21 protein-coding genes and 1 tRNA gene are annotated in these 25,580 nt (G+C 55.3%); 17 read left to right on the forward strand and 5 right to left on the reverse strand.

Going from position 1 to position 25,580, the window contains the following annotated elements:
• Positions 1–217 precede the first annotated feature (217 nt).
• Positions 218–727 (forward strand): CYTH domain-containing protein, encoded by a 510-nt coding sequence (locus PN477_RS18850; RefSeq protein WP_272118463.1) that lies wholly within the window; start codon positions 218–220, stop codon positions 725–727.
• A gap of 64 nt (positions 728–791) precedes the next feature.
• On the forward strand, positions 792–2,408 hold the full coding sequence (locus PN477_RS18855) for a mechanosensitive ion channel (RefSeq protein ID WP_272118464.1): 1,617 nt from the start codon (positions 792–794) through the stop codon (positions 2,406–2,408).
• A 125-nt stretch (positions 2,409–2,533) separates the two neighbouring features.
• Here the strand turns inward: PN477_RS18855 and PN477_RS18860 are convergent, their stop codons facing one another.
• A complete protein-coding gene (locus PN477_RS18860; protein WP_272118465.1) occupies positions 2,534–3,538 on the reverse strand; it encodes a Sll0314/Alr1548 family TPR repeat-containing protein in 1,005 nt (334 codons plus the stop codon).
• A gap of 155 nt (positions 3,539–3,693) precedes the next feature.
• Between PN477_RS18860 and PN477_RS18865 the strand changes: the two genes are divergently transcribed.
• From PN477_RS18865 to PN477_RS18875, 3 genes are read left to right on the forward strand one after another with little or no spacing between them, the layout of a single operon-like run.
• A complete protein-coding gene (locus PN477_RS18865) occupies positions 3,694–4,341 on the forward strand; it encodes an ABC transporter ATP-binding protein (RefSeq protein WP_272118466.1) in 648 nt (215 codons plus the stop codon).
• Positions 4,341–5,228, forward strand: coding sequence for a 16S rRNA (cytosine(1402)-N(4))-methyltransferase RsmH (rsmH, locus tag PN477_RS18870; protein ID WP_272118467.1), 888 nt, complete (start codon positions 4,341–4,343; stop codon positions 5,226–5,228). The genes PN477_RS18865 and rsmH overlap by 1 nt, the downstream gene beginning before the upstream one ends.
• A 26-nt stretch (positions 5,229–5,254) precedes the next feature.
• Positions 5,255–8,395 carry a PAS domain-containing protein gene (locus PN477_RS18875; protein WP_272118468.1) on the forward strand — a complete coding sequence of 1,047 codons (3,141 nt, stop codon included), beginning with the start codon at positions 5,255–5,257 and terminating at the stop codon, positions 8,393–8,395.
• On the opposite strand, the gene PN477_RS18880 is transcribed toward PN477_RS18875, so the two are convergent.
• Positions 8,392–9,654: a M16 family metallopeptidase gene (locus PN477_RS18880; protein ID WP_272118469.1), complete on the reverse strand. Its 1,263-nt coding sequence runs from the start codon at positions 9,652–9,654 to the stop codon at positions 8,392–8,394. The two genes, PN477_RS18875 and PN477_RS18880, sit on opposite strands and share 4 nt — an antisense overlap.
• Before the next feature lie 42 nt (positions 9,655–9,696).
• Positions 9,697–10,971: a M16 family metallopeptidase gene (locus tag PN477_RS18885; protein WP_417158859.1), complete on the reverse strand. Its 1,275-nt coding sequence runs from the start codon at positions 10,969–10,971 to the stop codon at positions 9,697–9,699.
• 266 nt (positions 10,972–11,237) lie between these two features.
• Here PN477_RS18885 and PN477_RS18890 point away from each other — a divergent pair, with 266 nt between their 5' ends.
• On the forward strand, positions 11,238–11,660 hold the full coding sequence (locus PN477_RS18890) for a gamma-glutamylcyclotransferase family protein (protein WP_272118530.1): 423 nt from the start codon (positions 11,238–11,240) through the stop codon (positions 11,658–11,660).
• A gap of 206 nt (positions 11,661–11,866) precedes the next feature.
• The gene (locus PN477_RS18895; protein ID WP_072622804.1) at positions 11,867–12,595 is read left to right on the forward strand and encodes an amino acid ABC transporter ATP-binding protein; all 729 of its coding nucleotides are present in this window, start codon (positions 11,867–11,869) and stop codon (positions 12,593–12,595) included.
• A gap of 72 nt (positions 12,596–12,667) precedes the next feature.
• Here PN477_RS18895 and PN477_RS18900 read toward each other — a convergent pair whose 3' ends face one another.
• Positions 12,668–13,597, reverse strand: coding sequence for an RluA family pseudouridine synthase (locus tag PN477_RS18900; protein ID WP_272118471.1), 930 nt, complete (start codon positions 13,595–13,597; stop codon positions 12,668–12,670).
• A gap of 72 nt (positions 13,598–13,669) precedes the next feature.
• Between PN477_RS18900 and PN477_RS18905 the strand changes: the two genes are divergently transcribed.
• The 9 genes from PN477_RS18905 (at position 13,670) to PN477_RS18945 (ending at position 20,894) form a co-directional block, all read left to right on the forward strand.
• A complete protein-coding gene (locus PN477_RS18905) occupies positions 13,670–14,020 on the forward strand; it encodes a hypothetical protein (protein WP_272118472.1) in 351 nt (116 codons plus the stop codon).
• A 56-nt stretch (positions 14,021–14,076) separates the two neighbouring features.
• On the forward strand, positions 14,077–14,751 hold the full coding sequence (locus tag PN477_RS18910; protein WP_272118473.1) for a Fe2+-dependent dioxygenase: 675 nt from the start codon (positions 14,077–14,079) through the stop codon (positions 14,749–14,751).
• Positions 14,752–14,786: 35 nt separating this feature from the next.
• The gene (locus PN477_RS18915) at positions 14,787–15,326 is read left to right on the forward strand and encodes a hypothetical protein (RefSeq protein ID WP_272147549.1); all 540 of its coding nucleotides are present in this window, start codon (positions 14,787–14,789) and stop codon (positions 15,324–15,326) included.
• A gap of 73 nt (positions 15,327–15,399) precedes the next feature.
• Entirely contained in the window at positions 15,400–16,629 is a 1,230-nt protein-coding gene (locus tag PN477_RS18920; RefSeq protein WP_272118475.1) for an adenylate/guanylate cyclase domain-containing protein, read from the forward strand.
• A 40-nt stretch (positions 16,630–16,669) separates the two neighbouring features.
• Positions 16,670–16,930: a hypothetical protein gene (locus PN477_RS18925; protein ID WP_272118476.1), complete on the forward strand. Its 261-nt coding sequence runs from the start codon at positions 16,670–16,672 to the stop codon at positions 16,928–16,930.
• A 187-nt stretch (positions 16,931–17,117) separates the two neighbouring features.
• Positions 17,118–17,189, forward strand: a tRNA-Lys gene (locus tag PN477_RS18930).
• 149 nt (positions 17,190–17,338) lie between these two features.
• Positions 17,339–18,418 carry a class II fructose-bisphosphate aldolase gene (gene fba, locus PN477_RS18935; protein WP_272118477.1) on the forward strand — a complete coding sequence of 360 codons (1,080 nt, stop codon included), beginning with the start codon at positions 17,339–17,341 and terminating at the stop codon, positions 18,416–18,418.
• 215 nt (positions 18,419–18,633) lie between these two features.
• Positions 18,634–19,965, forward strand: coding sequence for a histidine phosphatase family protein (locus PN477_RS18940; protein WP_272118478.1), 1,332 nt, complete (start codon positions 18,634–18,636; stop codon positions 19,963–19,965).
• A gap of 80 nt (positions 19,966–20,045) precedes the next feature.
• The gene (locus PN477_RS18945; protein WP_272118480.1) at positions 20,046–20,894 is read left to right on the forward strand and encodes a YaaW family protein; all 849 of its coding nucleotides are present in this window, start codon (positions 20,046–20,048) and stop codon (positions 20,892–20,894) included.
• A gap of 20 nt (positions 20,895–20,914) precedes the next feature.
• On the opposite strand, the gene PN477_RS18950 is transcribed toward PN477_RS18945, so the two are convergent.
• Positions 20,915–24,148, reverse strand: coding sequence for a protein kinase domain-containing protein (locus tag PN477_RS18950; RefSeq protein WP_272118482.1), 3,234 nt, complete (start codon positions 24,146–24,148; stop codon positions 20,915–20,917).
• Between the two features lie 553 nt (positions 24,149–24,701).
• On the opposite strand from PN477_RS18950, the gene PN477_RS18955 reads away from it, so the two are divergent.
• A complete protein-coding gene (locus tag PN477_RS18955; protein WP_272147551.1) occupies positions 24,702–25,568 on the forward strand; it encodes an alpha/beta hydrolase in 867 nt (288 codons plus the stop codon).
• Positions 25,569–25,580: the final 12 nt, after the last annotated feature.

Here is a 25,580-nt window from a genome sequence, read left to right on the forward strand (position 1 = left end):
GCCTCGTCTGCGTTTGATCCCCCTAAATCCCCCTTAAAAAGGGGGACTTTTTTGCGTTCCCCCCTTTTTAAGGGGGGCTAGGGGGGATCGAGAGAAGGTGAACATCGTTAAGAGCAGTTTGTGTATAAGCAGTAGCCCCTTGGGAGAGGGGTTTGAGGTGAGGGGAATGAGTGAACACGCTGTAAAATACTCATTCTGTTTTTGAGAGTTTCGGCCCATGGCTACAGAAATTGAGCGCAAGTTTTTAGTCAGCACGGACGCATGGCGAGAAGGAGCCACAGGGCAACGGTATTGCCAGGGGTATATTTGTCGCGGCGATCGCACCGTCCGCGTCCGGATTGCCGGAGATCAGGCTTATCTCACCATCAAAGGCGGCTCAGTGGGGATCAGTCGTCTGGAATATGAATATCCGATTCCCCGCGCAGATGCCGAAGAACTACTCGCGCAACTGTGCGATCGCCCCTTGATCACCAAAATTCGCTACAAAATCCCCGACGCGGGCCTCATCTGGGAAGTGGATGAATTTCTCGGCGACAATCAAGGCTTAATTTTGGCGGAAGTCGAACTCGACACCCCAGAGCAAGCGATCGCCCTGCCGGCGTGGATTGGCCCAGAGGTATCAGAAGATCGACGCTATTACAACGCCTATTTGGTAGATCATCCCTATACCCAATGGGAGACGGATTCAACCAAAACCGGCGAAAACATGAGCAAATATCAACAATAGCTGCATTCCACCGGAATCAATGATGTAATGGCATCAGACTGACGCTTGAGTAAAAATATTGACTATGAAATCAATTCCGATTCACGACATCGCTCCATGGACGGCGATGCCGGCCCAAACGCCCATCGTCCTGCCCAACTGGGCGGATCAAATGTTTGCTGCCGTCGGAGAAAATATAGGAACATCTGTGCTGAACCTGGTGCGAGCGGTTCTGATTCTCCTCATTGGCTGGATCATCGCTGTTGCGTTGCGATCGCTGACCAAAAAACTCCTGGATAACACCCGAATTGATAACCAAATCGCGGCCTGGATTACCGGGCAAACCGACGGCGAAGGCCCCCCGATTGAAAAATGGGTCTCCGAAGCGGTTTACTGGATTGTGATTCTCTTTGCTGTTATTGCGGCCTTAGAAACGCTGGAATTGCAACAAGTGTCTCAACCGCTGCAATCCCTCCTCGAAGAAGTGACCCGCTTCTTACCTCAAGTGGGCGGCGCAGCAATTCTACTGTCAGCAGCCTGGATTTTGGCAACATTAGTCCGGTTGCTTGTGTTGCGAGCGTTGCGGACAGTGCAACTGGATGAGCGCCTTGGACAACAAACCGGCGCAGACAGTGAGTTTTCACTAGCAGAAACCATTGGCAATACGCTGTATTGGTTCATCTTCTTGCTCTTCTTGCCCTCGGTGCTCAGCACGTTGCAACTCGAAGGAACCCTCGTTCCGATCCAGGACATGCTGAATCAACTGCTGGCCATCTTGCCTAACGTATTTGCGGCGGTGTTGATTGCCTTTGTGGGCTGGTTGATTGCCCAAGTGGTGCGCCGTGTGGTGACGAATTTACTGGCCGCCACGGGAACCGATCGCCTCGGCAACAAGTTCGGCTTAGATGGTGACGAAGATTCGCGCAAATTGTCTTGGATTCTCGGCACGGTGGTGTATGTGTTGGTGCTCTTGCCGGTGACGATTTCGGCGTTGAATGCGTTGCAAATTAGTGCCATCTCTGAGCCTGCGATCGCCATGCTCGAAGACATCCTCGGCACATTGCCGCAAATCTTCACGGCGGCGGTGGTGTTGACCCTCGCCTATATTGGCGGCAGCTATATTTCTGAACTGGTCACCAGCTTGTTAACCGGCATGGGCTTTAACAACGTGATGGAATGGCTGGGGTTTGCCGCCACCTCTGCCCCTCCTGTCCAAGATGGAGCCGGAACCGAAGCCGAAGGGGTGAAAACACCCGTTCGCACGCCGTCGGAATTAATCGGCACGGTGGTCTTAATTGCGGTGATGTTGATCGCCACACTAACGGCGGTGGATATTCTCGCCATTGATGCCTTGACTGAGTTGGTGGGCGGTGTGATGTTAATTGCGGGCAAAGTGTTGGTGGGCGTTGTGGTCTTCGCCATTGGTTTGTATTTGTCCAACTTTGCCTTCACCTTGATTACCAGTTCCGGCGATCGCCAAGCGCGGATTGCGGGTCACGCAGCGCGGATTGCGATCATTATCTTTGTGTCGGCGATGGCGTTGCGGCAGATGGGGATTGCGCCGGATATTGTGAATTTGGCCTTTGGGTTGTTAGGGGGTGCGATCGCCGTGGCGGTTGCCCTCGCCTTCGGTCTCGGTGGCCGCGATATTGCCGCCGAACAAACCCGCAACTGGTTAGAAGATTTCAAACGTCATGACTAATCAATCATCCTGAATCACCATGAATGTGCAGTCCTCGCATTCCCTATAAAACCCCCCCGATCATGCGATCGGGGGGGTTTTAGCGTGAAATCCGCCGTAACCCACCGATTCCGATGTGCCGTGACTTAATTGCTGTAACTATTCAGCCAGGTTTGGGCAATGTTGCGCTCGCGCTCGATTTGACCCGGCAAACTTACCGGCAATTGTGCCCGTGCGGCGAGGGCTTGGTTGAAGAGATCTAAGGCCTCTTCGACCTGAGCCACATCACTAGGGGTGGGGTCTTGTTTGGCCACGCCCTGATTGACTTTGCCCAGTTCGTGGAGGATTTGGGCTTTGAGGTAAAGGAGTTCGGGGTTACCGGGGGTTGCGTTAAGGCTATTGTTGACATGATTGAGGGCTTGGCGGTAGGCGGTGCGGGCCTTGGTGGCATCTTCGGCTTTCCCGGCCTTGTAGCCAATGTCACGATAGGCGATCGCAATCCCCCGATCCACTAAATAACGCGGTCGAGCACTGGCCTCGAATTGCGCGATCGCATTTTCCGGGCTGGACATCGGCAAATTCACCGACAGCAGCAACTCAATATAGCCCTTGACCAAGTTCAACTCCGGATCATTCAAGTCCGCCTCGTCATCAATGCGTTCCGCTGCATTGATATAGCGAAAAACTTCCTGCACCGTCAACGCTGCCGAGACATAGTCCTTGTCGTTCTCCCAGGTATAGACCCCGTTGAGGAACGTCCCCGCTGCGAGGTAAAGATTGCCCCGAATTTGATCTTGGGGGGAGGCATTGGGGCGATCGAGAAGCGCTTGGGCCGCCGTCTTCGTTGCTTCGGCGTACTGTTGCATCGTTTCCAAATCACTATCCAAGTTATAGGCTAGCGAGGCACGAATCGCCGGAGCGAGGGGATCGCTCCCTTCCGTCCGCAAGGCCATTTGGATGTGGTGGAGGGCGGCGCGATAGTCTCCCTCGGCGAAAATTGCTTCAAACGCTGCTTCGGTATGATCGCCAATATTGCTAGGGTTGCGATCGCCCCGAAACGGATCACCCGCCCAAGCCGCCGTACTGCCTAAGCTCACCAGTAAAATTGAGGATGAAACTATTGCCAAACCACGTTGGCGTAAACGGTTCATGATCATCGGATTCCGTCCTAAATTGAATGAAGAAGTGTGGTGAAGTCAACAGCCCCTAGGGATCACAAAGCTGTTTGGGTTGGGTTCCCTGACGGTCGCCTGATCCGACAAGTTCCGAAAGTGATACCGTAGAACTGTGCCTTATCCTCGCCACCATGCTGCATTTGCGCGATTTGTCCTACCATCCCCCCGCTTCACCGAATCCGATTCTGCATCAGATTAATTTAGAACTGCCGCCCCAAAAATTAGGGCTGGTGGTGGGGCCGAGTGGGTCGGGAAAATCCACCTTGCTCGAAATTTTAGCCGGCCTGGCGGAACATACCAGCGGGGTGGTGCAATGGGGAACCCAAGTTCTTGATAGCTATGAATTGCAATATTTAGCGGGTCTAGTGTTCCAGTTTCCGGAGCGGCATTTTTGCGGCAACACCTTGTTTGAAGAGTTGCGCTTGGGTCATCCGGAGTTGATTAGTGAGCAGATTCACGCCGCCTTGCAGGAAGTGGGGCTAGACCATCTCTCCCTCAGCACCTCCCCCAACAACCTCAGCGGCGGGCAACAGCGGCGCTTGGCTTTGGCGGTGCAACTCATTCGCCAACCGAATATTTTGCTCTTGGATGAGCCGACGGCGGGGCTAGATTGGTCGATGCGGCAACAATTGGTGCGGTTGTTGCAGAAGTTAAAGGCCCATTGGACGCTGTTGGTGGTGACCCATGATGCGGGGGATATGGCGGCGATCGCAGACCACAGTTGGCACATTGCCCAGGGTCGCCTCGAACCGATTACCCTCGCGCCGGCGGCAGTGTAATGACGGACGATCGCAACGAGTTACCGGATCTCGCCTTTCACCATATCTCGGTTTTAAGTCGGGAGGTGCTCGCGGGGCTGAATGTGCGTCCTGGGGGGCATTATTTGGATGCGACGGTGGGCGGTGGGGGCCATAGTGGGCTGATTTTGGCGGCGGCGGCTGAGGTGCAATTGACGGCGATTGATCGGGATGAGGCTGCGATCGCCGCCGCCCAAGCCCACCTCCCCGCATCGGTGCAGTTTTGGCAGGGCAATTTTGCCGACTACCCCGGCCAGCCTGGGCAATTTGACGGCATTTTGGCGGATTTGGGGGTGAGTTCGCCGCAATTGGATCGCCCAGAACGGGGCTTTAGTTTCCAGCACGCGGCCCCCTTGGATATGCGCATGGATCAACGCCAAACCCTGACCGCAGCGGAGATCATTAACCATCGCTCGGAAGTGGAGTTAGTGCGGATTTTTTCTGAATATGGCGAAGAGCGATTTTCTAAACGGATTGCGCGGGCGATCGTGGCCCGTCGTCCCCTGCAAACCACCACAGATCTAGTGGACGTGATTATGAATGCGATTCCGCCTCAATGTCGCCATGGTCGCATCCATCCCGCTACCCGTGTTTTTCAAGCGCTGCGGATTGCGGTGAATACCGAATTAGACTCCCTCGCGCTGTTTTTAGATCGGGCAACCCATTGGTTAAAACCGGAGGGACGAATCGCGATCATCAGTTTTCATAGCCTCGAAGATCGGATCGTCAAATATGCGTTTCGGGGGTCAGAACTGTTGCAAATTGTGACCAAAAAGCCGATCGTGGCCCAAGCCGATGAAAAACAGGAAAACCGGCGATCGCGCTCCGCCAAGTTACGTTTAGCCCAACGGGTAATCACGTTAAAATAAAGGCCACCTCCGCTATCCTCAATCGTATGTCTCCAGACGTTCACAGCGATGCCCAACGCATCGCTGCCCTTGAAGCCGAAAACGCCGCCCTCCGCGAGCAACTCGCCACCCAAACCCAAGCCCTTGCCTGGCAACGACTCACCGAAGACCTCCGATCGACGATTGAAGAGCGCACCCGCGAGCTAGAAGCCAGCCAGTTACAACTTCAACGAGTAGCGGCGAATTTACCGGGGGTCATCTATCAATTTCGGATGGATGCCGACGGAACCTATCGTTTCCCCTACGTTTCCGAAGGGTGTCGGGATCTGTATGAACTCGAACCTGAATCCTTTATCACGGCGTTTAGTTATGTCCATCCTGACGATTTACCAGGGTTACAAACGCTGATTGCCACCACCGCCCAAACCCTAGAACGGGCCCAATATGAACACCGGATCATCACCCCTTCGGGGCAACTCAAATGGGTTGAACTCCTCTCCAAACCGGATCGCACCGCCGAGGGTGCGATCGTTTGGGATGGCTTAATTGTGGAAATCACAGCCCGTAAACAGGCCGAAATCGCCCTCGCGGACAGTGAACAGCGGTTTCAAAACGTCTGTGAACAGACGGGACAACTGATCTATGACTACAACATTGCCACCGGGAACATTCGTTGGATGGGAGCGATGGAGGCGATGACGGGTCATCCGCCCGATGCGTTTAACACCTTTAATGCTCAGGATTGGGCGCAGTGGATTCACCCCGACGATCGCGAAAAAACCCTCAGCCTGTTGGATGACTGTATGGCGGCGGGTCGTCCCTACAATATGGATTATCGGCTGCGGCGGCGGGATGGCAGTTATATCTATGTGGAAGATCGGGGGATTTTCTTCAGGGATGAAACGGGTCAAGCCCATCGGATGTTGGGAACGATGGCCGATATTGACGATCGCAAAGTCGCAGAAGAAGAACTGCGAGCATCCCGCGCTGAATTGCTGGCGTTGTTTAGCGCGATTCAAGATGTGATCATCGTTATGGATCGGGACGGTCGCCACCTCAAAATTGCCCCTAGTAGTGCGCCGCTGCTGTATCAACCGGCTGAGACCTCCCTTGGTAAAACCCTCCATGAGATTTTTCCGGTGGATCTGGCGGACTTCTTCTTGGCGTATATCCAACAAGCGGTTGATACGCAAGCATTGGTGCGCATGGATTATAGTTTGCCGTTGGGCGATCGCATCGTCTATTTTGACTCGATCATTGCCCCCCAGCAAGAAAATACAGTGGTCATTGTGGCGCGGGACATCACCAGCCTCAAGGAAGTGGAAGCCGCCCTCCGTGAAAAAGACGCTCTCCTGCAAACCACCCTGGAAGCCGGAAAACTTGGCTGTTGGCGCTGGAACCGCTACACCAACGATGTATTTTGGTCGAGTGCCGTTGAGAGTGTCTTTGGCCTAGAGGTGGGACTCTTGGGCCGCACCTTTGAAGACTATGTTGCCCTCATCCATCCCGACGATCTGGACGCAACCCTCATAGCGGTGGAGCAAGCCCTCGCCACAGAAACCGACTACAGCATTGAGCATCGCGTCCTCACACCGACGGGAGGGGTCGAATGGATTCGCGCCAACGGGAGTATCTGGCGAGATGCAGAGGGCCACGGCATCGGCCTGTTGGGGTCGATCTTGAATATCACTGAGATGAAAAACGCCGAGATCGCGCTCCGGGAATCCGCCGCCCAGATTCAACAACAGGCTTACCGTGAACAACTCCTGAACCAACTCACTCAACAAATTCGCCACTCGTTAACCCTCAATCTTGATCACATTCTGAACACTACCGTTCAGGAAATCCAGGCATTTCTCAACATCGATCGTTGTCATTTTGCTTGGTATCTGGAAATTGACGAGGGTCACTATTGGGAGGTGGTGACTGAAGTGGTGATACCGGGCTTACCGAGTTTGGTGGGGCGGCATCCTGTGGCGGCGTTTGGCAGTCTTTCGGATTTGATTTTGCAGCGGCGCATTGTTCGGTTAGATGATACGAGCGCTGTTGATGATCCGAGGGTGCGGTCGATGTTGCAGGGCTTGGGAAATCGTTCGATGTTGGTTTTGCCGGTGTGGGATGAGGTGGGCGATCGCTACGGGGTGTTTGCCTGTACCCAGAGTCAAGCGGTGCGACCGTGGCTAGATGATGAGGTGGAATTACTCGAAGCGGTGGTGGGACAGCTAGCGATCGCCCTCACCCAAGCCAGCCTCCTCGCCCAAAGCCAAACCAAAGCCGCCGAAGCCGCCGCCGCCCTCGCAGAATTGCAACGGACTCAACTGCGGCTCGTGCAAAGTGAAAAAATGTCGAGCCTGGGGCAACTGGTGGCCGGGGTCGCCCACGAAATCAACAATCCGGTTAACTTTATCCATGGCAACCTAGCCCATGCGGATGAATACAGCGCCGGCCTGATTCAACTGGTCAATGCTTATCAGCATCACTATCCCGATCCCCAGCCTGAGATTGCCGACTTGATCGACGACCTGGATCTGGAGTTTCTGAAAACGGATTTTCAAAACCTGCTCCAATCGATGCGGGTGGGAACCGAGCGCATCCGTGCCATTGTCCAATCCTTGCGCACCTTTTCCCGGTTGGATGAGTCGGAAATTAAGGATGTCAATATTCACGACGGCATTGATAGCACCTTGATGATTTTGCAAACTCGACTGCGAGCAAGTGAGGCCCGACCCGCGATCGCCGTCATCAAAGACTACGGCGCATTGCCCCTGATTAACTGCTACGCCGGCCAGTTAAATCAGGTCTTTATGAACCTGCTCGTCAATGCCATAGATGCCCTTGAGGAACGCGATCAGGGCCGTTCCTATGCCGCCATTCAAGCCGACCCTAGCGAGATTCGCATCGTCACCCGCCCCGAAGCGGACGGCATCACGATCGCCATCATCGACAACGGTTCCGGCATCACCCCCGAAGCCCAAGACCGTCTCTTTGACCCCTTCTTTACCACCAAGGCGATCGGCAAAGGGACAGGGTTAGGATTATCGATCAGCTACCAAATCATCACCGAAAATCATCAAGGTCAATTGACCTGCACCAGCCAACCGGGTCAAACCTGTTTTTGGATTAAACTGCCCCTCCGACAATCCCCCCCGCAGCCCGGTAATCCCTCAACAGGATTCGGCAGCGCTTAGAAAATAACGGTGCTGACGTGGGTTGCCGGGCCGAGAATCGACAGATAGGGCGTGGTGAAATAGCGTTGGGCAATGGTTTGCAAGTCCTCTAGGGTGACGGCATTGACGGCATCTTGAAACTGTTGGTCAAAGTCCACGCCGAGATCAATGATTTGATACCAGCCGAAAAGCTGGGCAATTTCGGCGTTGGTTTGTTTGCCGAGGGCGTATTGACCCAGGAGTTTATTTTTCGAGGCTTGGAGGTCTTCGGGATCGAGCACCACCTCGCAGAGGCGTTTCAGTTCTCGGTGGAGGCAATCAACGGCGATTTGGGTGTTTTCGGGGGCCGTGCCCATGTAGGCGACAAATTGGGATTGGTGGTAGCGGGTGGGGTAAAAAGCAGAAACATCGTAGGCGAGGCCTTGCTTTTCCCGCAGTTCCACAAAGAGACGACTGGATAAGCCGCTGCCGAGATAGGTGTTGATTACCTTGAGGGGCACGTAGTCGGTGGTGTTGTGGACGGAAGGGGCAGCATAGCCGAGCATGACGATGGATTGCTGGGTGTCTTGGGGGATGATGTGGCAGCCGGGTTGGGGGGTGAGGGTGGGAATGGGGGGGAGGGGAAGGGCAGCGGCTGGGGCTGTCCAATCGCCAAAGATTGCGTCTACGAGGGCGATCGCATCCTGCCGCACGATCCGCCCACAGAGGCTAATCACCAGATTGTCCGGGCGGAAATAGGTGTGATGGTAGGCGTGAAGATCGGCAGGGGTGAGGGCTTGGATGGTTTCCGGTGTGCCGAGCATGGAGCCGCCGTAGGGATGACCGGCATACATGGCGGTGCGCAGTTGTTGAAAGGCGAGGCTAAAGGGGCGTTCCTGTTGGGCGCGGATGTTTTGGAGCGTCAGTTGGCGTTCCAGTTGGACTTCGGCGGTGGGGAAACTGGGCGATCGCAACAAGTCCGCCGCCAACCGCAGCAGGTTGGGAAAGTCCGCCGTCACGGTCTTCAAGCTGAGGACAAAATAATCCGCTGACACATCCGTCCCCATATTGGCCCCGGTGGACTCCACCTGGTCGGCAATATCCGCCGAAGAGAAGGTGGTGGTTCCCTTCGTCATCACCGCCGAGAGAAGATGGGAAATCCCCCGTTGTCCCGGAGTTTCCCACCGTCCCCCCGCCCGTAAAAAACACCGCGCTGCGACAATATCCGCCGCATTATTTTCCACTGCGATTACGGTAATCCCGTTGGCTAAACGGGTTTGAGTTAAGGGTTGGGCCGACATAGGGAACTAAAAGCGTGGGGTAGGATCACCAACTGGGGACGTTTAGAGCGATCGCATCACCGTCACCGCATAGCAATCCGGCTTGAGATAGTCTTGGGCGATCTGCTGGAGAATGTCCGGGGTCATCCGTTGGATTCTTTCAGCATAGGTTACTGCGAGTTCCGCTTGGGCGATCGTGTTGTAGTAGCCATAGAGGCCCGCCAGTTGGGCCGGTGTTTCCGTCGAAAAGGCATAGTCATTACAGAGCAACCGTTTAATCCGGTTCAATTCTGCCCGGCTCATCGGTGTGGTTTGGAGGTGATGGAGGTGGTCTTGGATCATCGCTTCAACGTCCGGCAACTGTGCATCATCGAGCCAGGCATTAATCGTCAAGATACTCGCATTCTTTTGCAGGGAAAATTCACTCCCCACATCCCACACACATTGCGCCTCCTCGCGCAGATCCCGAACGAGGCGCGACGATCGCCCCCCCGCCAACAGCACCGACAACATATCCAAGCCAATCCCCACATCCATCAAGTCCACCCCCGGAGCCGTCCAAGCAAGCAGGAGGCGGGCCTGTTCGAGGCGCGGTAATCGGAGTTCGGTGCGGGTAATTTTTTCGAGATGGGGCAGCGGCTGGGTGGTTAAAGGGGGACATTCCGATCGCACCGCAAAGGAACCAAAGGCCTCGCTGATCAGGGCGATCGCAGTTTCCCGTTCTACCCCACCGACGATCACCACCGTCATGTTTTCCGGTTGGTAATGGGTGCGGTGAAAACAGCGCATTTGCTGGGGCGATCGCTCCCGCACCTGGGCTTCCGTGCCTAAAATCGAACGGCCATAGGGGGAATCCCCGTACACCGTTTCACAGAGGGCTTGAAACCCCAGCCAATCCGGATCATCCTGGCAGCCCCGGATCTCCTCAATCACCACATCCATTTCGCGCCCAAATTCCGTATCGTCAATCACCGCGTGGAGGAGGATATCCGCAAAATAGGGCAGGGTTTGGGGGAGGTATTGCGCCGCCGTGGTGATGAAAAAATGGGCATAATCGTGGCTCGTGGCGGCATTGGTGGCCCCACCGCTGGCTTCAATGATCCAGTCAAATTCCCCCGGCGCAACCTGATCACTGCCTTTGAACACCATATGCTCTAGAAAGTGGGCCATCCCATGCCAGGAGTCCGGCTCGGTGGTGGCCCCGGCTTTGACCCAAACATCCACCGCCACGACTGGGGTAGCGGGCAAGTGCTGATGAATAATGGTCAGACCATTGGGCAGCCGAATCACGTCGGCGGGAAACGCGGAATGGGTTTGCGGTGCAGAGAGTTGTTGCAAAAGAGTCAATAACTAAAAAATAGCCACACTTTAACGCCGTATTAACCTCACTATCTTAACCGGGGTGCTGTGGTGGATTTGATGAATCTGATACAAAATCTAGAATTATCCAACTTTTCCCACGTCGCCCTACAGAACAAGGGGCTTTAAGCCCCTTGCCGTCCCCTAGTATTACTGAGGATTTAGGTCAATATTATGGATCAGCAGTCGGTCACTGTGGGAGAGATACGTCTCTAAATTGTGAAACTTGTTCAATTGAGGTGGCAATGATTCAAGTCTTTGTCTACGGCACACTGAAGCCCGGCGAGGCCAATTATCGGGACTATTGTGGCGATCGCCCCCACCGGGCCCAACCCGCCTACACCTGGGGGCGGCTCTATCACCTCCCGGCCTATGGCTATCCCGCCATGACCCACGGCATAGAGCGGATTATGGGGGTGTTGTTAACATTTGAGGCGGCTGATATTTTGGCGATTTTAGATCCCTTGGAGACCTATGAGGAGGGGCGATCGCCGGAGCACAACGAATACGATCGCCAACAGATTGAAGTGTTCACCCCTGGGGGCCAGTCCCTCGGCCGGGTGTGGGGCTATGTGATGCGCCCCGCCCTAGTGGAGCAACACGGCGGTATCTGGGTGGCTTCGGGCCAATGGTCAGGGGTGGACTATCCTAAGGCAGGAGGATTTTAGAGCGTGGCCCACAACGCATTCGGGTGGATATTTGATGCGATCGCCCCCAGAATGTCAGCAATTATTCAGTTGTAATGTAAATTGTCAACTAAAATCCCCTTAAGCTGCCCAATGTTTCTACAGGAGATTCCATGACTGGCAACCCTTCGGTAAACCCAACCTCTGACACCGCCCCCGCTGCTGAACTGAAAAAACCTGCTGAGGCGATGATTGTCGCCACCGATGTGCAGAAATGGTACGCCAGCAATCAATTTCACGTCCTGCGCGGGGTGAGTTTGACCGTGCGTAAAGGTGAAGTGGTGGTGATTATGGGGCCATCGGGTTCCGGAAAATCCACCTTCATCCGCACCTTTAACGCCCTCGAACCCTATCAAAAAGGGACGATTATGGTGGATGGGATTGAACTGTCCCACGATTTAAAAAATATTGATGCGATTCGCCGTGAAGTGGGGATGGTGTTCCAACAGTTCAACCTGTTCCCCCATTTGAGCGTGTTGCAAAATGTCACCCTCGCGCCGATCTGGGTGCGTCGTCGCAAGAAAGTGGAAGCCGAAGCCCACGCCATGCAACTCCTGGAAAAGGTGGGAATTTTAGAACAGGCGCGAAAATATCCGGGGCAATTGTCCGGGGGTCAGCAGCAACGGGTGGCGATCGCTCGCGCCCTGGCGATGCAACCCCGGATCATGCTCTTTGATGAACCCACCTCCGCCCTTGACCCGGAAATGGTGCGGGAAGTGCTCGACACGATGCGATCGCTGGCTGACGACGGTATGACCATGGTTTGTGTGACCCACGAAGTCGGCTTTGCGCGGGAAGTGGCCGATCGCGTCGTCTTGATGGCTGATGGTGAACTCGTCGAGGAAGCTCCCCCCGATGTTTTCTTCAACAACCCTCAACACGATCGCACCAAGCAATTCCTCTCGCAAATCCTCTAGGCTCCCCAGTTTTGGGCATGGTGACCAAATCCCTACAGACCGATCCACTCGTAGGGGCATGGTCACCATGCCCTAAGCTCGCCGTCGGAGTACATTCAATAGGGTTTCAAACTGGGCGGGCCGAGGCGCGATCGCTTCAATCGGCTCCCCCGAAATGGGATGCACCAAGCCCAAGCGATAAGCGTGCAGAGCCTGTCCGGTTAAATTCACCCCCATGGCCCGCCCTGGCCCGTAGAGGGGATCGCCCAGGAGCGGATGACCGATGTGGGTAAGGTGAACGCGGATTTGGTGGGTGCGGCCCGTGGTGAGTTGAAACCTCAGCAGGGTATAGTTGCCCAACCGCTCCAACACTTGCCAATGGGTGACGGCCGATCGCCCCCGTTCGAGATCCGCGATCGCCATTTTTTTCAACCCCGCCGGATGCCGACCAATGGGCGCGTCTACCGTGCCATGCTCCGCTTGGGGTGCGCCGTAGACGATGCCGTGATAGAGGCGTTGGGCGGTTTTGGTTTTGATTTGCTGCTGAAGATGTTGGAGGGCGTGATCGGTTTTCGCCACGACGATCGCGCCGCTAGTGTCTTTATCCAACCGATGGACAATGCCCGGCCGTTCAATCCCGCCAATCCCGGCTAAGTCTTGGCAATGGTGGAGCAGGGCATGGACAAGCGTGCCGCGATCGTGGCCGGGGGCGGGATGCACCACCATCCCAGCGGGCTTGTTGATGATAATCAAGACCTCATCTTCGTAGAGGATGTCGAGGGGGATGGCTTCGGGGGTGAGGGTGAGGGGTTCGGTGGGGGGAATCGTGACGGTGAGGCGATCGCCCACATTGAGGGCCGTTTTTTTATTCAAACAGGGCTGGTCGTTGCAGGATACATGGCCCTGCTCGATCAGTTTTTGGAGGCGCGATCGCGACAGATCCGGAATCTGATCCGCCAGCCACCGATCCAGGCGGGGTGCGGGCTGGTCAACCGTGAGGCTCAGCGGGGGAGAGAGTGACATTAGCGACCTTTCCGAGTTCTTTACTTTTATCGGGCATCTTGAATCATAACGACCTAACAACCATTAATGACCATGAATCACCCAACCTCAAAAGCCGTTAGTCTCTTTTTGTCCCTCGGTTTGGCCACCAGCCTCGCCGCCTGTGGCACTACACCGCCCCCCGCCGAAGATGGTGGCGAAGAAGGCGGCGCATTGCCCCAAGAGTCGTCACCCCATGCCCTGGTTGAACCGACCCAAACGGCGACCTTGGTGGCGAACGAATCCACCACCCCTAGCCTCGATGCGGCGAAGGATGATGAAAAGGGCGAATCTGGCGAAGGCTACGAGTCCGATGATGATGACTACGATGATGAAGCGGGCGAAGGCTACGAGTCCGATGATGATGACTACGATGATGAAGCGGGCGAAGGCTACGAATCCTAAACCGGATGGGGCAGGGTCTGAATGGAATGTTTTGAGCTGGATGGTATTGATTGGTGATGATTTTAACGATTGAAAATGTTCTCACTCCGGATGAGTTGGAAACCGTGCAACGCACCTTAATGACGGCATCCTTTGTTGATGGGAAAATCACAGCGGGGCGCTATGCCAAGTTAGTGAAGACCAACGAACAAATCGACGGCAAAACAGACGAGGCGCAAACCTTGCGATCGCTCGTTAAACCCGCCATCCAACGCCATCCCCTCTTTCAAGCCGCCATTCGCCCCCACACGATCCGCCCGCTGCTGTTCAGCCGCTATGAACCGGGGATGAGTTACGGAACCCATACCGATAATGCCCTGATGGGGAAGGGGCGCGATCGCACCCGTTCTGATGTATCCCTCACCCTCTTTCTCAGCGACCCCGACAGCTATACCGGCGGCGAACTCTGCCTTGACACCGCCTTCGGTGAGCAGCAGATTAAACTTGCCGCCGGTTCGATGGTGGTGTATCCCTCCACGATGCTGCACCATGTCGCCGCCGTCACCACCGGGATACGCCTCGCCGCCGTCACTTGGGTCCAAAGTCTCGTCCGCGATCCCCAAGAGCGTGAAATCCTCTTTGAACTAGACACCGTGCGCCGCGCTACCTTTGAAAAATACGGCAAAACCGTTGAGTTTGACCTCCTCAGCAAAACCCTCTCGAATCTCCTCCGGAAATGGGTCGAACTTTAACCCCCCTGCCCCCTATTCCCTCACTGCAAAATCCGATGAACATTCGCAAATTCCACCGCACGATCGCCCCCATCTTTTTCCTTCCCCTCTTCGCCACCGCCCTGACTGGCGTGATCTATCGCGTTGGGCGGGCCTGGTTTAATCTGCCGCACCAAGACTGGCTCATGATCATTCACCAAGGGGAGTTTTTAGGCAAGCCCCTCGTGCCGGTCTATGTGCTGCTGCTGGGAGTGGGACTGCTGGGCTTGATTGTCACCGGGGGGATGATGGCGAAGCAACTGTGGGGACGACCGGCGAAACAGACCGATCGCCGCTGGCATCGGATCGTGGGTGCGATCGCCCTTCTCCCCCTGATCCTCAGCGCCACCACCGGCATCATCTACCGCCTCGCCCGCACCTGGTTCGGCCTGGACTATGAGCAAGTGGGCATTTTCCTCAGCATCCACGAAGGCCGCTACTTTGGGACGATTCTGCACCCGATCTATGTCCTGTTGGTGGGAGTGGGGTTAATCATTTTGTTAATCACAGGCATCCGGATGACGGGAATCCTTCGGCAGCGGCGACGTTCTACCTAAATTGTCCACTCGCTAAACTCACCCGATCAGGATGCAGCTACCGTGAAATGAGAAGCAATCCCCATCGGTAATCATGCGCAGGATCAACTCTCCAAAAATTCACGATCACCTCACGGTCAAGCTCGAAGGCACACGTTTTCAGGCTTTTATTCGTGAATTGCTCACCAATAGCGGCCATTTTTTGGTGCTCAAGGGGTTAGCGGAATTGATTGTCGATGGGTGGCGGGTGTACCTCACCCATCCGCCGGAATACCTGCTCATCTTCGCCGTATCGATTCAAGCGTGGTATTTGTCCCGACCGACGGCCCAGCGGTTTTGGGGAAATTTGATCGGGGTGGGGGTCTATACGGTGCTGGATGTGCCCCTGGATGGTTGGGGATTTTTTACGGATTTTAGTCATTTGGTGTTTTGGGGGGCTTCGTTGGCGATCGCCCTCTCCCAATATCTCCGCACCCAAGTCTGGCCCCAGTCTGATGGTCTGCTCATTCCCCTCGAAAGTGTGGTGCGGACGTTGATGATCCAGGCGTTTTATCTGGTCGTTCAGGTGGAGCCAGAGGGTCAGGTGACCTGGGACGATCTCCAGATGATGGTGAATAGCCATAGCCATCGCTATTTTCTGGGGAGTGTGGTGTTGATTGGGCTGTTTTTGGGGTTGCGAAATTTGCAGGTGAGTCGGCAGCAGCGACAGTTACGGGAAACAGCGCGATCACTCCAACAGTTTGCCGAATGGGGCATCGGAGCCTATGCCGTCAATCAAGCCGTGAACAATCCCGACGCTGTCGCCCTCACCCTCCAAAACCGCACAATTATTTTCATGGATATTCGCGGCTTTACCCGCTGGTGTGAACAGCACGAACCCGATGCGATCGCCCATGTCCTCAACGCCTACTACTACGCCGTTGAACCCGCCGCCGCTGCCCACGACCCGATCCGCGTCAGCTTCACCGGGGATGAAATCATGGCGATCTACGCCACCCCCGCCCAAGGTATCGCCGCCGCCCAAGCCATGCGCAATCAGTCCCACGCCTGCCTCGCGCCCCACGGTCTCGGCGCAGGCTGTGCTGTCCATTGTGGCCCGGTGATGGAGGGGTTTTTCGGCAGCCAAGATCTGCGCACCTATACCGTGATTGGCGACACTGTTAACACCGCCAAACGCCTCGAATCCGCCACCCCCGCCGGTCAGATCACCCTCTCCGATGCCGTCTATCACACCGCCCCCGATCTCGCCGTCCAGCCCCTGACCCCGATCACCGTCAAAGGCAAACAAGACCCCCTGACCATCTGGCAATTGATGGCAACCTAATGCCTACAATGGACGAGTAACGTTCATGTTTGCGATCGCCATGTCCCGAATCAATCCCTACACCCTCCAAATGCAGATCACCCGCATGTTTGAGCAAAATCAAGCCTTTTTCGTGGAAACCAAAGTCCACGACTGGCTCCGGGAACGCAAGGAAGACCCCGCCGACTATGATGTGATTTTCCATCAACACCCCGCCCCGCCCGGCTCCGACCAAGTGATCGCCGTGGAAATCGAACTGCGCCGCAAAGACGGCCAACCGACGGATGCATGGCTCCAAGACGAAGCCAACCGCCACGCCTAGCCCCTGCGCCTAACTTTAGGGTTCCAACCGTGATAAAGGTCAACTGACTGCCTCCAAGACCATCCCATAAACCCCTGATGCTTATGTCTCACCCCGCCATAAAATTTAGGCGGTAGGATTGACAGGCGAAAAACCCTTTGCTACGATAAGGAACCGTGCGCAAATAAAGAAATTATTCCAAGCACAGGGGTCGCTAGCTCAATGGTAGAGTACTCGGCTTTTAACCGATTTGTTCTGGGTTCGAGTCCCAGGCGACCCATAAACATCTGTGAATCGCAACTCAAATTAACAAAAGTTCTTAGGAGTCTGATAGACTAACTTAAGATTCTGATCACGATTGAACTGCGATCCATCCAAATGATGGTACGCGAACTGACAACATTAAAGAAAACGATAGGAGGATGATTTATGGCGCTCGTACCCATGCGGCTACTGTTGGATCACGCCGCTGAAAACGGCTATGGCATTCCTGCATACAACGTCAACAACATGGAACAGATCTTGTCGATCATGCAGGCTGCGGATGAGACCAACAGCCCGGTGATTCTTCAAGCGTCCCGTGGTGCTCGCTCCTACGCAGGCGAAAACTTCTTGCGTCACCTCGTCTTGGCTGCGGTCGAAACCTATCCTCATATTCCCGTGGTCATGCACCAAGACCATGGCAACAGCCCAGCCACTTGCTATTCAGCAATTCGCAACGGCTTCACCAGCGTCATGATGGATGGTTCTTTGGAAGCGGATGCGAAAACCCCCGCCAGCTTTGAATACAATGCCAGCGTCACCGCTGAAGTGGTGAAAGTGGCTCACTCCGTTGGGGCCAGTGTGGAAGGTGAACTCGGCTGCCTCGGTTCCTTGGAAACTGGAGCCGGTGAAGCGGAAGATGGTCATGGTTTTGAAGGAACCTTGAGCAAAGATCAGTTGCTGACTGATCCCGATGAAGCTGTGGCATTTGTGGAGCAAACCCAAGTGGATGCGCTCGCGGTGGCGATCGGCACCAGCCATGGGGCTTACAAGTTCACCCGCAAACCGACGGGCGAAGTGTTGGCCATTAGCCGCATTGAAGAAATTCACAACCGCCTGCCCAACACCCACTTGGTGATGCACGGATCGTCTTCCGTTCCCCAAGAATGGTTGGACATGATCAACCAGTACGGCGGTAACATTCCTGAAACCTATGGCGTTCCCGTTGAGGAAATCCAAAAGGGAATCAAGAGCGGTGTGCGCAAAGTGAACATCGATACCGATAACCGTTTGGCAATTACGGCGGCGATTCGTGAAGCGGCGATGAAAGATCCGTCCAACTTTGACCCCCGCCACTTCATGAAGCCCTCGATCAAGTACATGAAGCAAGTGTGCTCCGATCGCTACCAACAATTTGGTGCAGCGGGCAACGCCACCAAGATTAAGCAAATCCCCTTGGATGAATTTGCGAAGAAATACGCATCGGGTGAACTCAGTGCCAAAACCAAAGGCGCAGTGGCTGTTTAATTAGCTGTTTAATTAAACGTTAATTAAAATGCCTGGTGCGATCGCACCTTCTACCCCGAAGGGCGATCAATGCAACAAAGCGGAGACTCTGTGATCGAGTCTCCGCTTGTTTTTTGGAAAAAAATCGATTCTTTTCCCTCTCAAACCCGCAGAGGGACACGCCAGATTCTAAAATAGCGAAGGATACGATCGCAAAAGAATCAGGAGAAGGCGGCGTGACAACGCGAGTAATCATCGTGCGACATGGGCAAAGTACCTACAACGCCCAGAAACGCATTCAGGGCCGGTGTGATGAATCTGTTTTGACGGAGCGGGGGCAACAGGAAGCGGCGAAAGTTGCAGCGGCATTGCAAGGCATTCAATTAACAGCGGTTTACCATAGCCCCTTAAAACGGGCCACCCAAACGGCGCAAATCATCACCCAAACCCTTGAATTAGATAATCCACCGATCGCATCTTCCCAGTTGCTCGAAGTGGATTTGCCCCTCTGGGAAGGGATGAAGCGGGACGAGGTGCGCGAGCAATTCCCGACGGAATATCACCAATGGCATGAGCAGCCGGATCAATTTTCGATGCAAGTGGAGGGAAACACTCATTACCCGGTGCGATCGCTCTACCACCAAGCCCAAGAATTTTGGCAAAGTTTCCTCCCCCACCATGACGGTCAAACGGTGCTGATCGTCGCCCATAACGGCATTAACCGCTGTCTTTTGATGAGTGCGTTGGGCATGGATGCCAGCCGTTACCAATCCTTGCAGCAGTCCAATTGTTGTATCAACGTTTTAAACTTCACCGGGGGATGGGGTGATCCGGTGCAAGCTGAATCCCTCAATCAGGTGTCTCACATGGGGGTGGTGTTGCCCTCGCCGCGACCGCCCCATAATCAACTGCGGATGTTGTTGGTGCGCCATGGTGAGACCGATTGGAACCGGGAAGGGCGTTTCCAAGGGATTAAAGATATTCCCTTGAACGATCGCGGCCGGGAACAGGCCGGCAAAGCTGCCGCTTATTTACAATCCGTGCAGATTGACAAGGCGGTGAGCAGCCCAATGTTGCGCCCCAAAGAAACCGCTGAAATCATCCTCCAACACCATCCCCAGGTCACCCTCGAAACAAACCCGGAACTCTGCGAAATTGGTCACGGGCTGTGGGAAGGGAAGTTAGAGACGGAAATTGAGGCGGCCTATCCGGGGTTGCTGGCTCAGTGGAAAGTTGCGCCGGAGACGGTGCAAATGCCGGAAGGGGAAAACCTGCAACAGGTATGGGATCGGGCCGTGGCGGCCTGGGATGCGATCGCCACCCGCTTCAGCAGCGGTGAGCCGAAAACCGTCCTTGTGGTGGCCCATGATGCGGTGAACAAGGTGATTCTTTGTGCTCTGCTGGGTTTGGAACCTAAGGATATTTGGGCCATTAAGCAGGGAAATGGCGCGGTTACGGTGATTGACTATCCCCACGGGGCCGACAGTCAGCCCATCCTCCAAACTCTGAACCTGACCACCTATTTAAGTGCGGGGATTTTGGATCAAACGGCGGCCGGAGCCTTGTAGCACCATGGCAGGGCTAGAACGGGAGCGAAAGCGTTACATTGAGGGGAAAGATTGGAGCTTCAGTGACGGAGGATAACGGTTTGGATGAACTGCGTGCGGCCCTGGATCTCGCGACGGATGAGGAATTAGGGCAACTGACCCATATTTTGTTTTGTCGGCGGTTTAATCCTCTGGACTATTTTCAGACCCCGGCGGTGGCTGAGGTGCAGCAATGCGATCGCACCACCCAACTGGCATTACTGCAACAGCGGTTTTTCTTCCTGGCCGCCGATGGCATGACGGTGCTCCGGGGTCGCAGCCACGCGATCAGTTATCACCAAGTCCTGATCCAAGTCTGCCGCTATTTAAAAATCCCCCACACGGCTTCCCTGTCCGTGCTGGATCTGGAGGCGGAAATCTTTCTGCACCTCATGGGCCAAGCCTGGCAGAAACTCCCCACCGCCGAACAAAATTCCCTGACGGTGAAGATTCAGCGATCGCTCACCCGCACCGACTTTGCGGAACCCCTCCCGGCCCAACTGCAACACAACCCGATGCAGTTTTTACTCAAAGGGGGCGGTGTCGTGGCGATTAGTGCCGTGGTGCGGTCTTTGGTGTTGAACCATATCGCCCGCCAATTTACCCTCCATTTTGCCCAGTACCAAGCCACCCAGGCCATCCTCCGCCGGGGCGGTGCGATCGCCGCTGGCCAACTCCAGCATCAGATCGCCCTCCAAGCCGCCCGCCGAGGCATGGTCACCACCGCCGCCCGCCATGGGGCCGCCCGGACTCTCTTCGCCGCCCTGGGGCCGATTCTCTGGGCTACCTTTTTGGCGGATCTTGGCTGGCGAGCCATTGCGACGAATTACGGGCGGATCATTCCGATTATTTTTGCGATCGCGCAAATCCGCCTCACCCGTGCCGCCATCTGGGAACCCGTCCTGTCGTAGCCTGATCCCGCCCACCCCGACTAATCTCGCGCCAACGCTGGAAACTGTTCGCGATCGCGCAGACTGTCAAAATCAGGATTGGTTTTGGCTTGTTCTGCGTAGCTGGTTTGCAGCGCGATCGCCCGTGTTAGGTTTTCAATGGCGCGATCGGGTTGATTGCTGCGGGCATAGGCCGTGGCTCGGTTGTACCAAGCTGAGGCGTAATTGGGTCGGATGCGGATGGCTTGGTCATAGGCGGCGATCGCCTTGGCATAGTCTTCCTGTTGTTGGAAGGTTGTGCCGAGATTGTTATGGGCGGGATGGTATTCCGGTCGGAGGTTAATCACCTGCTCAAACGTGGCGATCGCCTGAGCACTCTTGCCCAAGGCCTGCTGGGCTAAACCCAGATTATTGATCGCCGGGTAATAATCCTCTTTGGTATCGATCGCCTCTTGATAGGCGGCGATCGCTTCTTCGTAGCGCTGCAATTGAAACAGCGCATTTCCCTTGCTGTACCAGGCGAGGGTATTGTCATCGCGCAGCGCCAAAACTTGATTATAGGCTGCGATCGCCTCCTCATACCGCTCCAAATTGTAGAGCGCACTGCCCCGCCCATACCAAGGCTCCGGGCGATCCGGCTCTAAGGGAATCGCCTCATCATAGGCGGCAAGAGCGTCTTCGTATTGTTGTAACTCAAAAAACTGGTTACCCCGCTCCAGCCAAGTTTGAGCGGTGGCGTTCTCTAATTCACTCCGCGTGGCCAGATAATCCCGATACAGAGCAACGGGAATCGCCCATTCGCGATCCGCCTCCGCCGTTGCCTCTGCAATCTTGCCCTGATGAATCCCCAATAATTTACCCTGCCGATTCACCACCGGACTACCCGACAGAATCTCTAACGGCGACTCATACCCCAACAGATAAACCCCCGGCAAGGATGAATAGCGCACGTTGGCGATCGCCACGGTTTCGAGGGGAGCGGTCATAAATTTATCTAGGGTTTCCGGGGTGGTGGCTTGCAGATACACCGAATCGTCCGAGCGCAGATCATCAGGCTCACCTAAGGCCAATTGCGGATAGGGGCATTGGGGATTGTTTTGCTGGAGTTTCAAGAGCACCATGGCACTTTTTGGCAAGGCTTCCACGATGTTCACGGGTTTGGGGGGGGATTGGCGCAGGGAGACGGTCACATTTTCGCCGCCAGCGATCGCCGCCTCCGTCGTCAAAATCGTGCAGGCATAGGGTTCCCCCTCCACCACGACCCCCACCCATTGTTGAGCCTTGTCCGGTGCTTGAATCACCACCGTACTCGCTTGCACCGTGGCACTCACTTGCTCCAACGAGGCTTGAAACAGTCCGAGCGATCGCGCCCCGACCACCGCCATCCCCGCCACCCCCAGCACGCCCGCGCCACCTGCGATCAGTTGCACCGTGCGGCGGGACAGGGCGAAACGACCACGTTTGACGGTGGCGGCCGTGGGGGGGCGATCGCGCAGGGTCGCCGCGTTGAGGTCGAGATGCTTAAACGCCGCCAGGGCCGGAATCGCCGACTCAAAACGCTGGCGAAAGTCATAACAAACCATCCGATCCAAAAACGCCTTGAAACCCGGCGTGAGCTTCACCAAATGATGCCATTGCAATTCGCCGCTTTTCGGATCATCGGGAAGATGTTCCGGGTCGATGCCCGTTAAGGCTTGGAGCGCGATCATCCCCACGGCGTAGATATCACTGCTCAATTTCGGCCGGCCTTGGGTTTGCTCACTCGGTGCGTATCCTGTGGTGCCAATGGCCACCGTCACTTTGGTTTTGCCATCGAGGGAGGTTTGCTTACTGATCTGCTTCACAGCCCCAAAGTCAATCAAGACGAGCTTGCGATCGCTCACCCGCCGGCGAATATTCGCCGGTTTCAAATCCCGGTGAATAATCCCTTGGGCATGGATCACACTCAACACCTCTAGCATTTCATACACAAGCTGCCGCACCGCTGCTTCCGGGAGTTTCTTCCCCGGCGGCAATTCCGTTTCCAGATCATGGCCGTCAATAAATTCTTCGACTAAATAAAACTCTTGATCTTCTTCAAAATGAGCCAAAAGCTGCGGAATCTGAGCATGTTGCCCCAAACGACTCAGCACATCCGCTTCCCGTTTAAACAGGTGTTTCGCAATTTTGTAGGTTTTATCGGTGTGCTCTTTAAGTTTGAGCTTTTTGACAATGCAAGTGGGTTGACCGGGAAATTGCTCATCAATGGCAATATAGGTTTCGCCAAATCCCCCCCGGCTGAGGGGACGCACCACCCGATAGCGATGGGCTAAATACAGCGCGGTGGGGCTGGGTTCTTGCGGTTGAGCCGTGAACAGCGGCGGACTCTGATCCGCTTCGCCATCCCACTCCGTCACAATCCGGGAATGCTCAATCTCACTGTCTAGGGTTGCATTGGTAATGATGGCCAAGTTCTGATCGGGAGGGCCGTCAAGGTCGGGGTCACACTCGCTGTATCGTTGGCCTGAACCGGCAACGGCCGAGGGGGCGGTGTTTGAGGTGGCCATGTCGAGCCAGTCATGGAGTTCTGTAGCGGAGGAAAAATACTGGGTAATGATGAGGTTGATCAGATGGGCGAGGCGATCGCTAACCACGGTCGTTTTGCGCCAATCTTGGGTGAGATTCACCGGCTCAATCCCCGTCAGGGCATGGAGAATCGTCACCCCTAAACAGTAAAGATCGCCCCCCACCGTCGGCGGCACGATCGCATCGGGTGGTAAATAGCCAACCGCCGCGATCGCCGCCTGGCCCGCCGGAATCCGCTCACGGGCATAGGTTGCCCCAAAATGAGTCAGCCACCAACGCCCCGCCTCGGCACTGTAGAAAAAACTGTGGGGCTGAAGATTGCCGTGGATGATATTGCGATCGTGGATCGTGGTGAGCGTCGGTAAAATATCCTGGAGCAGTTGTACCATATCCTGCTCGGACATCTGTCGCCCTGCTTGCAAGTGCTGATTCAGGCCATACCCATCGCCGCCCCCATAGACCCAGCAGAGGTCGCCCCCATCTACACACACATCTGCTAGGGGTTGCAGTGCCGTGTCGCGCTGGAGTTCCAGTAATGTGGTTTGGGTTGTTTGAACCTGGGGCGACAGAGACAGGGCGATCGCCTCGGTTCCGTTGACGCGATGCAGCCACAGCGACCCCTCTGCCCCTTGGTGAAGATCCTCCACCCGAAAGGTCTGGCTGAGGGCATCCTGAGCCAGGCATTCAACAATTTGATATCGTCCTTGCACACAGTCTATGCTCATCCTGCCAACCCCTATTCCCCCTCAACCCTGTGCCCAGACCTTAACAACACGACTGATTGAATCCCCTGGCTTTGCAATGACTAACGACAATCTCCCCGGTTGTGTGACCGTTGCGATCGCGGTCATGTTCCAATCTTGGGGGGACACTTTACACATTGTCACATCTGGGTCAGGCAGTTCTACTTGTTATTGTAGGAAATTTTTGGGGTTAACTCTGCTGAATGCCTGGGCGCGATCGCCGTCCCGTTGCGATCGCCATCCCCGATTAGCCTGAGGCTCAACCCATCAACACAATCCACGATGGTAGCGAGGTCTCGCCCACGAGCAACAGGGTCACGAAAAGCCCACAACCACCAAAATTCTGCCCTGGCCAAGGCTCTAAAACCTTCCTCATCTATTAGGGTAAGAAGATGGGGGGTAAAACCCCTCGTTTACCACCCCTGATCGGGGACTGTGCTGCAATTGCGATCGCCACAGTCTCGACCGCCCCTGATGCCTTCATCCGGCACAATACAATCACACGATCCACACACCATCCATGCTCATGACTGTTGCCCTCGGATTTAGCACCATACTTGGCGTTTATCTGCTCCTCTGTCTGGCGTTACGACAATGGCAAGCCCGCCTGACGTTTCTCCCCTCGCGCCGGATTAAATTCACCCCCGATCAGTACCACATGCCCTACGAGGAGGTGTGGATTCCGGTGGATAGGGATGGCCAAACGCAATTAAACGGCTGGTGGATTCCGGTACAGGGAGCCACCCAAGCGGTCTTGTTGCTCCATGGCAATGGGTTTAACATTGGCGCGAATTTACCCCAGGCCCAGGTGTTTTATCGGTTGGGCTATAGCGTGTTGCTGATCGATTATCAGGGGTATGGCAAGAGTACCGGCAGATTTCCCACGGAAACCCAGGTGTATGGCGATGCGCAGGTGGGGTTGGACTATTTGCGATCGCAGCGTGGGTTTAGCCTCGATCACATTATTGTGTTTGGGCATTCCTTAGGGGGTGCGATCGCCATTCATCTCGCCAGCCAAAACCCTCGCCTCGCCGCCTTAATCATTCAAGGCTCCTTCACCAATATTCGGGACATGGCCGAGCATGACGGCTTTGCCGCAGTGTTGCCTATTGATTGGATTTTGCGCCAATCCTTTGATTCGATGGCGTTGCTGCCGTCCCTCAGAATGCCGATCTTCTTTGTCCATGGGGAGCGCGATCGCCGCGTCCCCGCCTGGATGAGCCAAGCTCTCTACGACAGGGCCACCACCGATCACAAAGGCCTGTACTTCCTGCCCGAAGGCGATCACAACCATGTCCCGGAAATTGGCGGCCAGGCCTATCAAGATGCGATCGCGCAATTCCTCGCCACCATCTCCCACACCGCCCCAGCCACAGCCCCATCCTAAAATAACCCTTGA

This window comes from Spirulina subsalsa CS-330, assembly GCF_028330765.1.
GTDB classification, from domain to species: domain Bacteria; phylum Cyanobacteriota; class Cyanobacteriia; order Cyanobacteriales; family Spirulinaceae; genus Spirulina; species Spirulina subsalsa_A.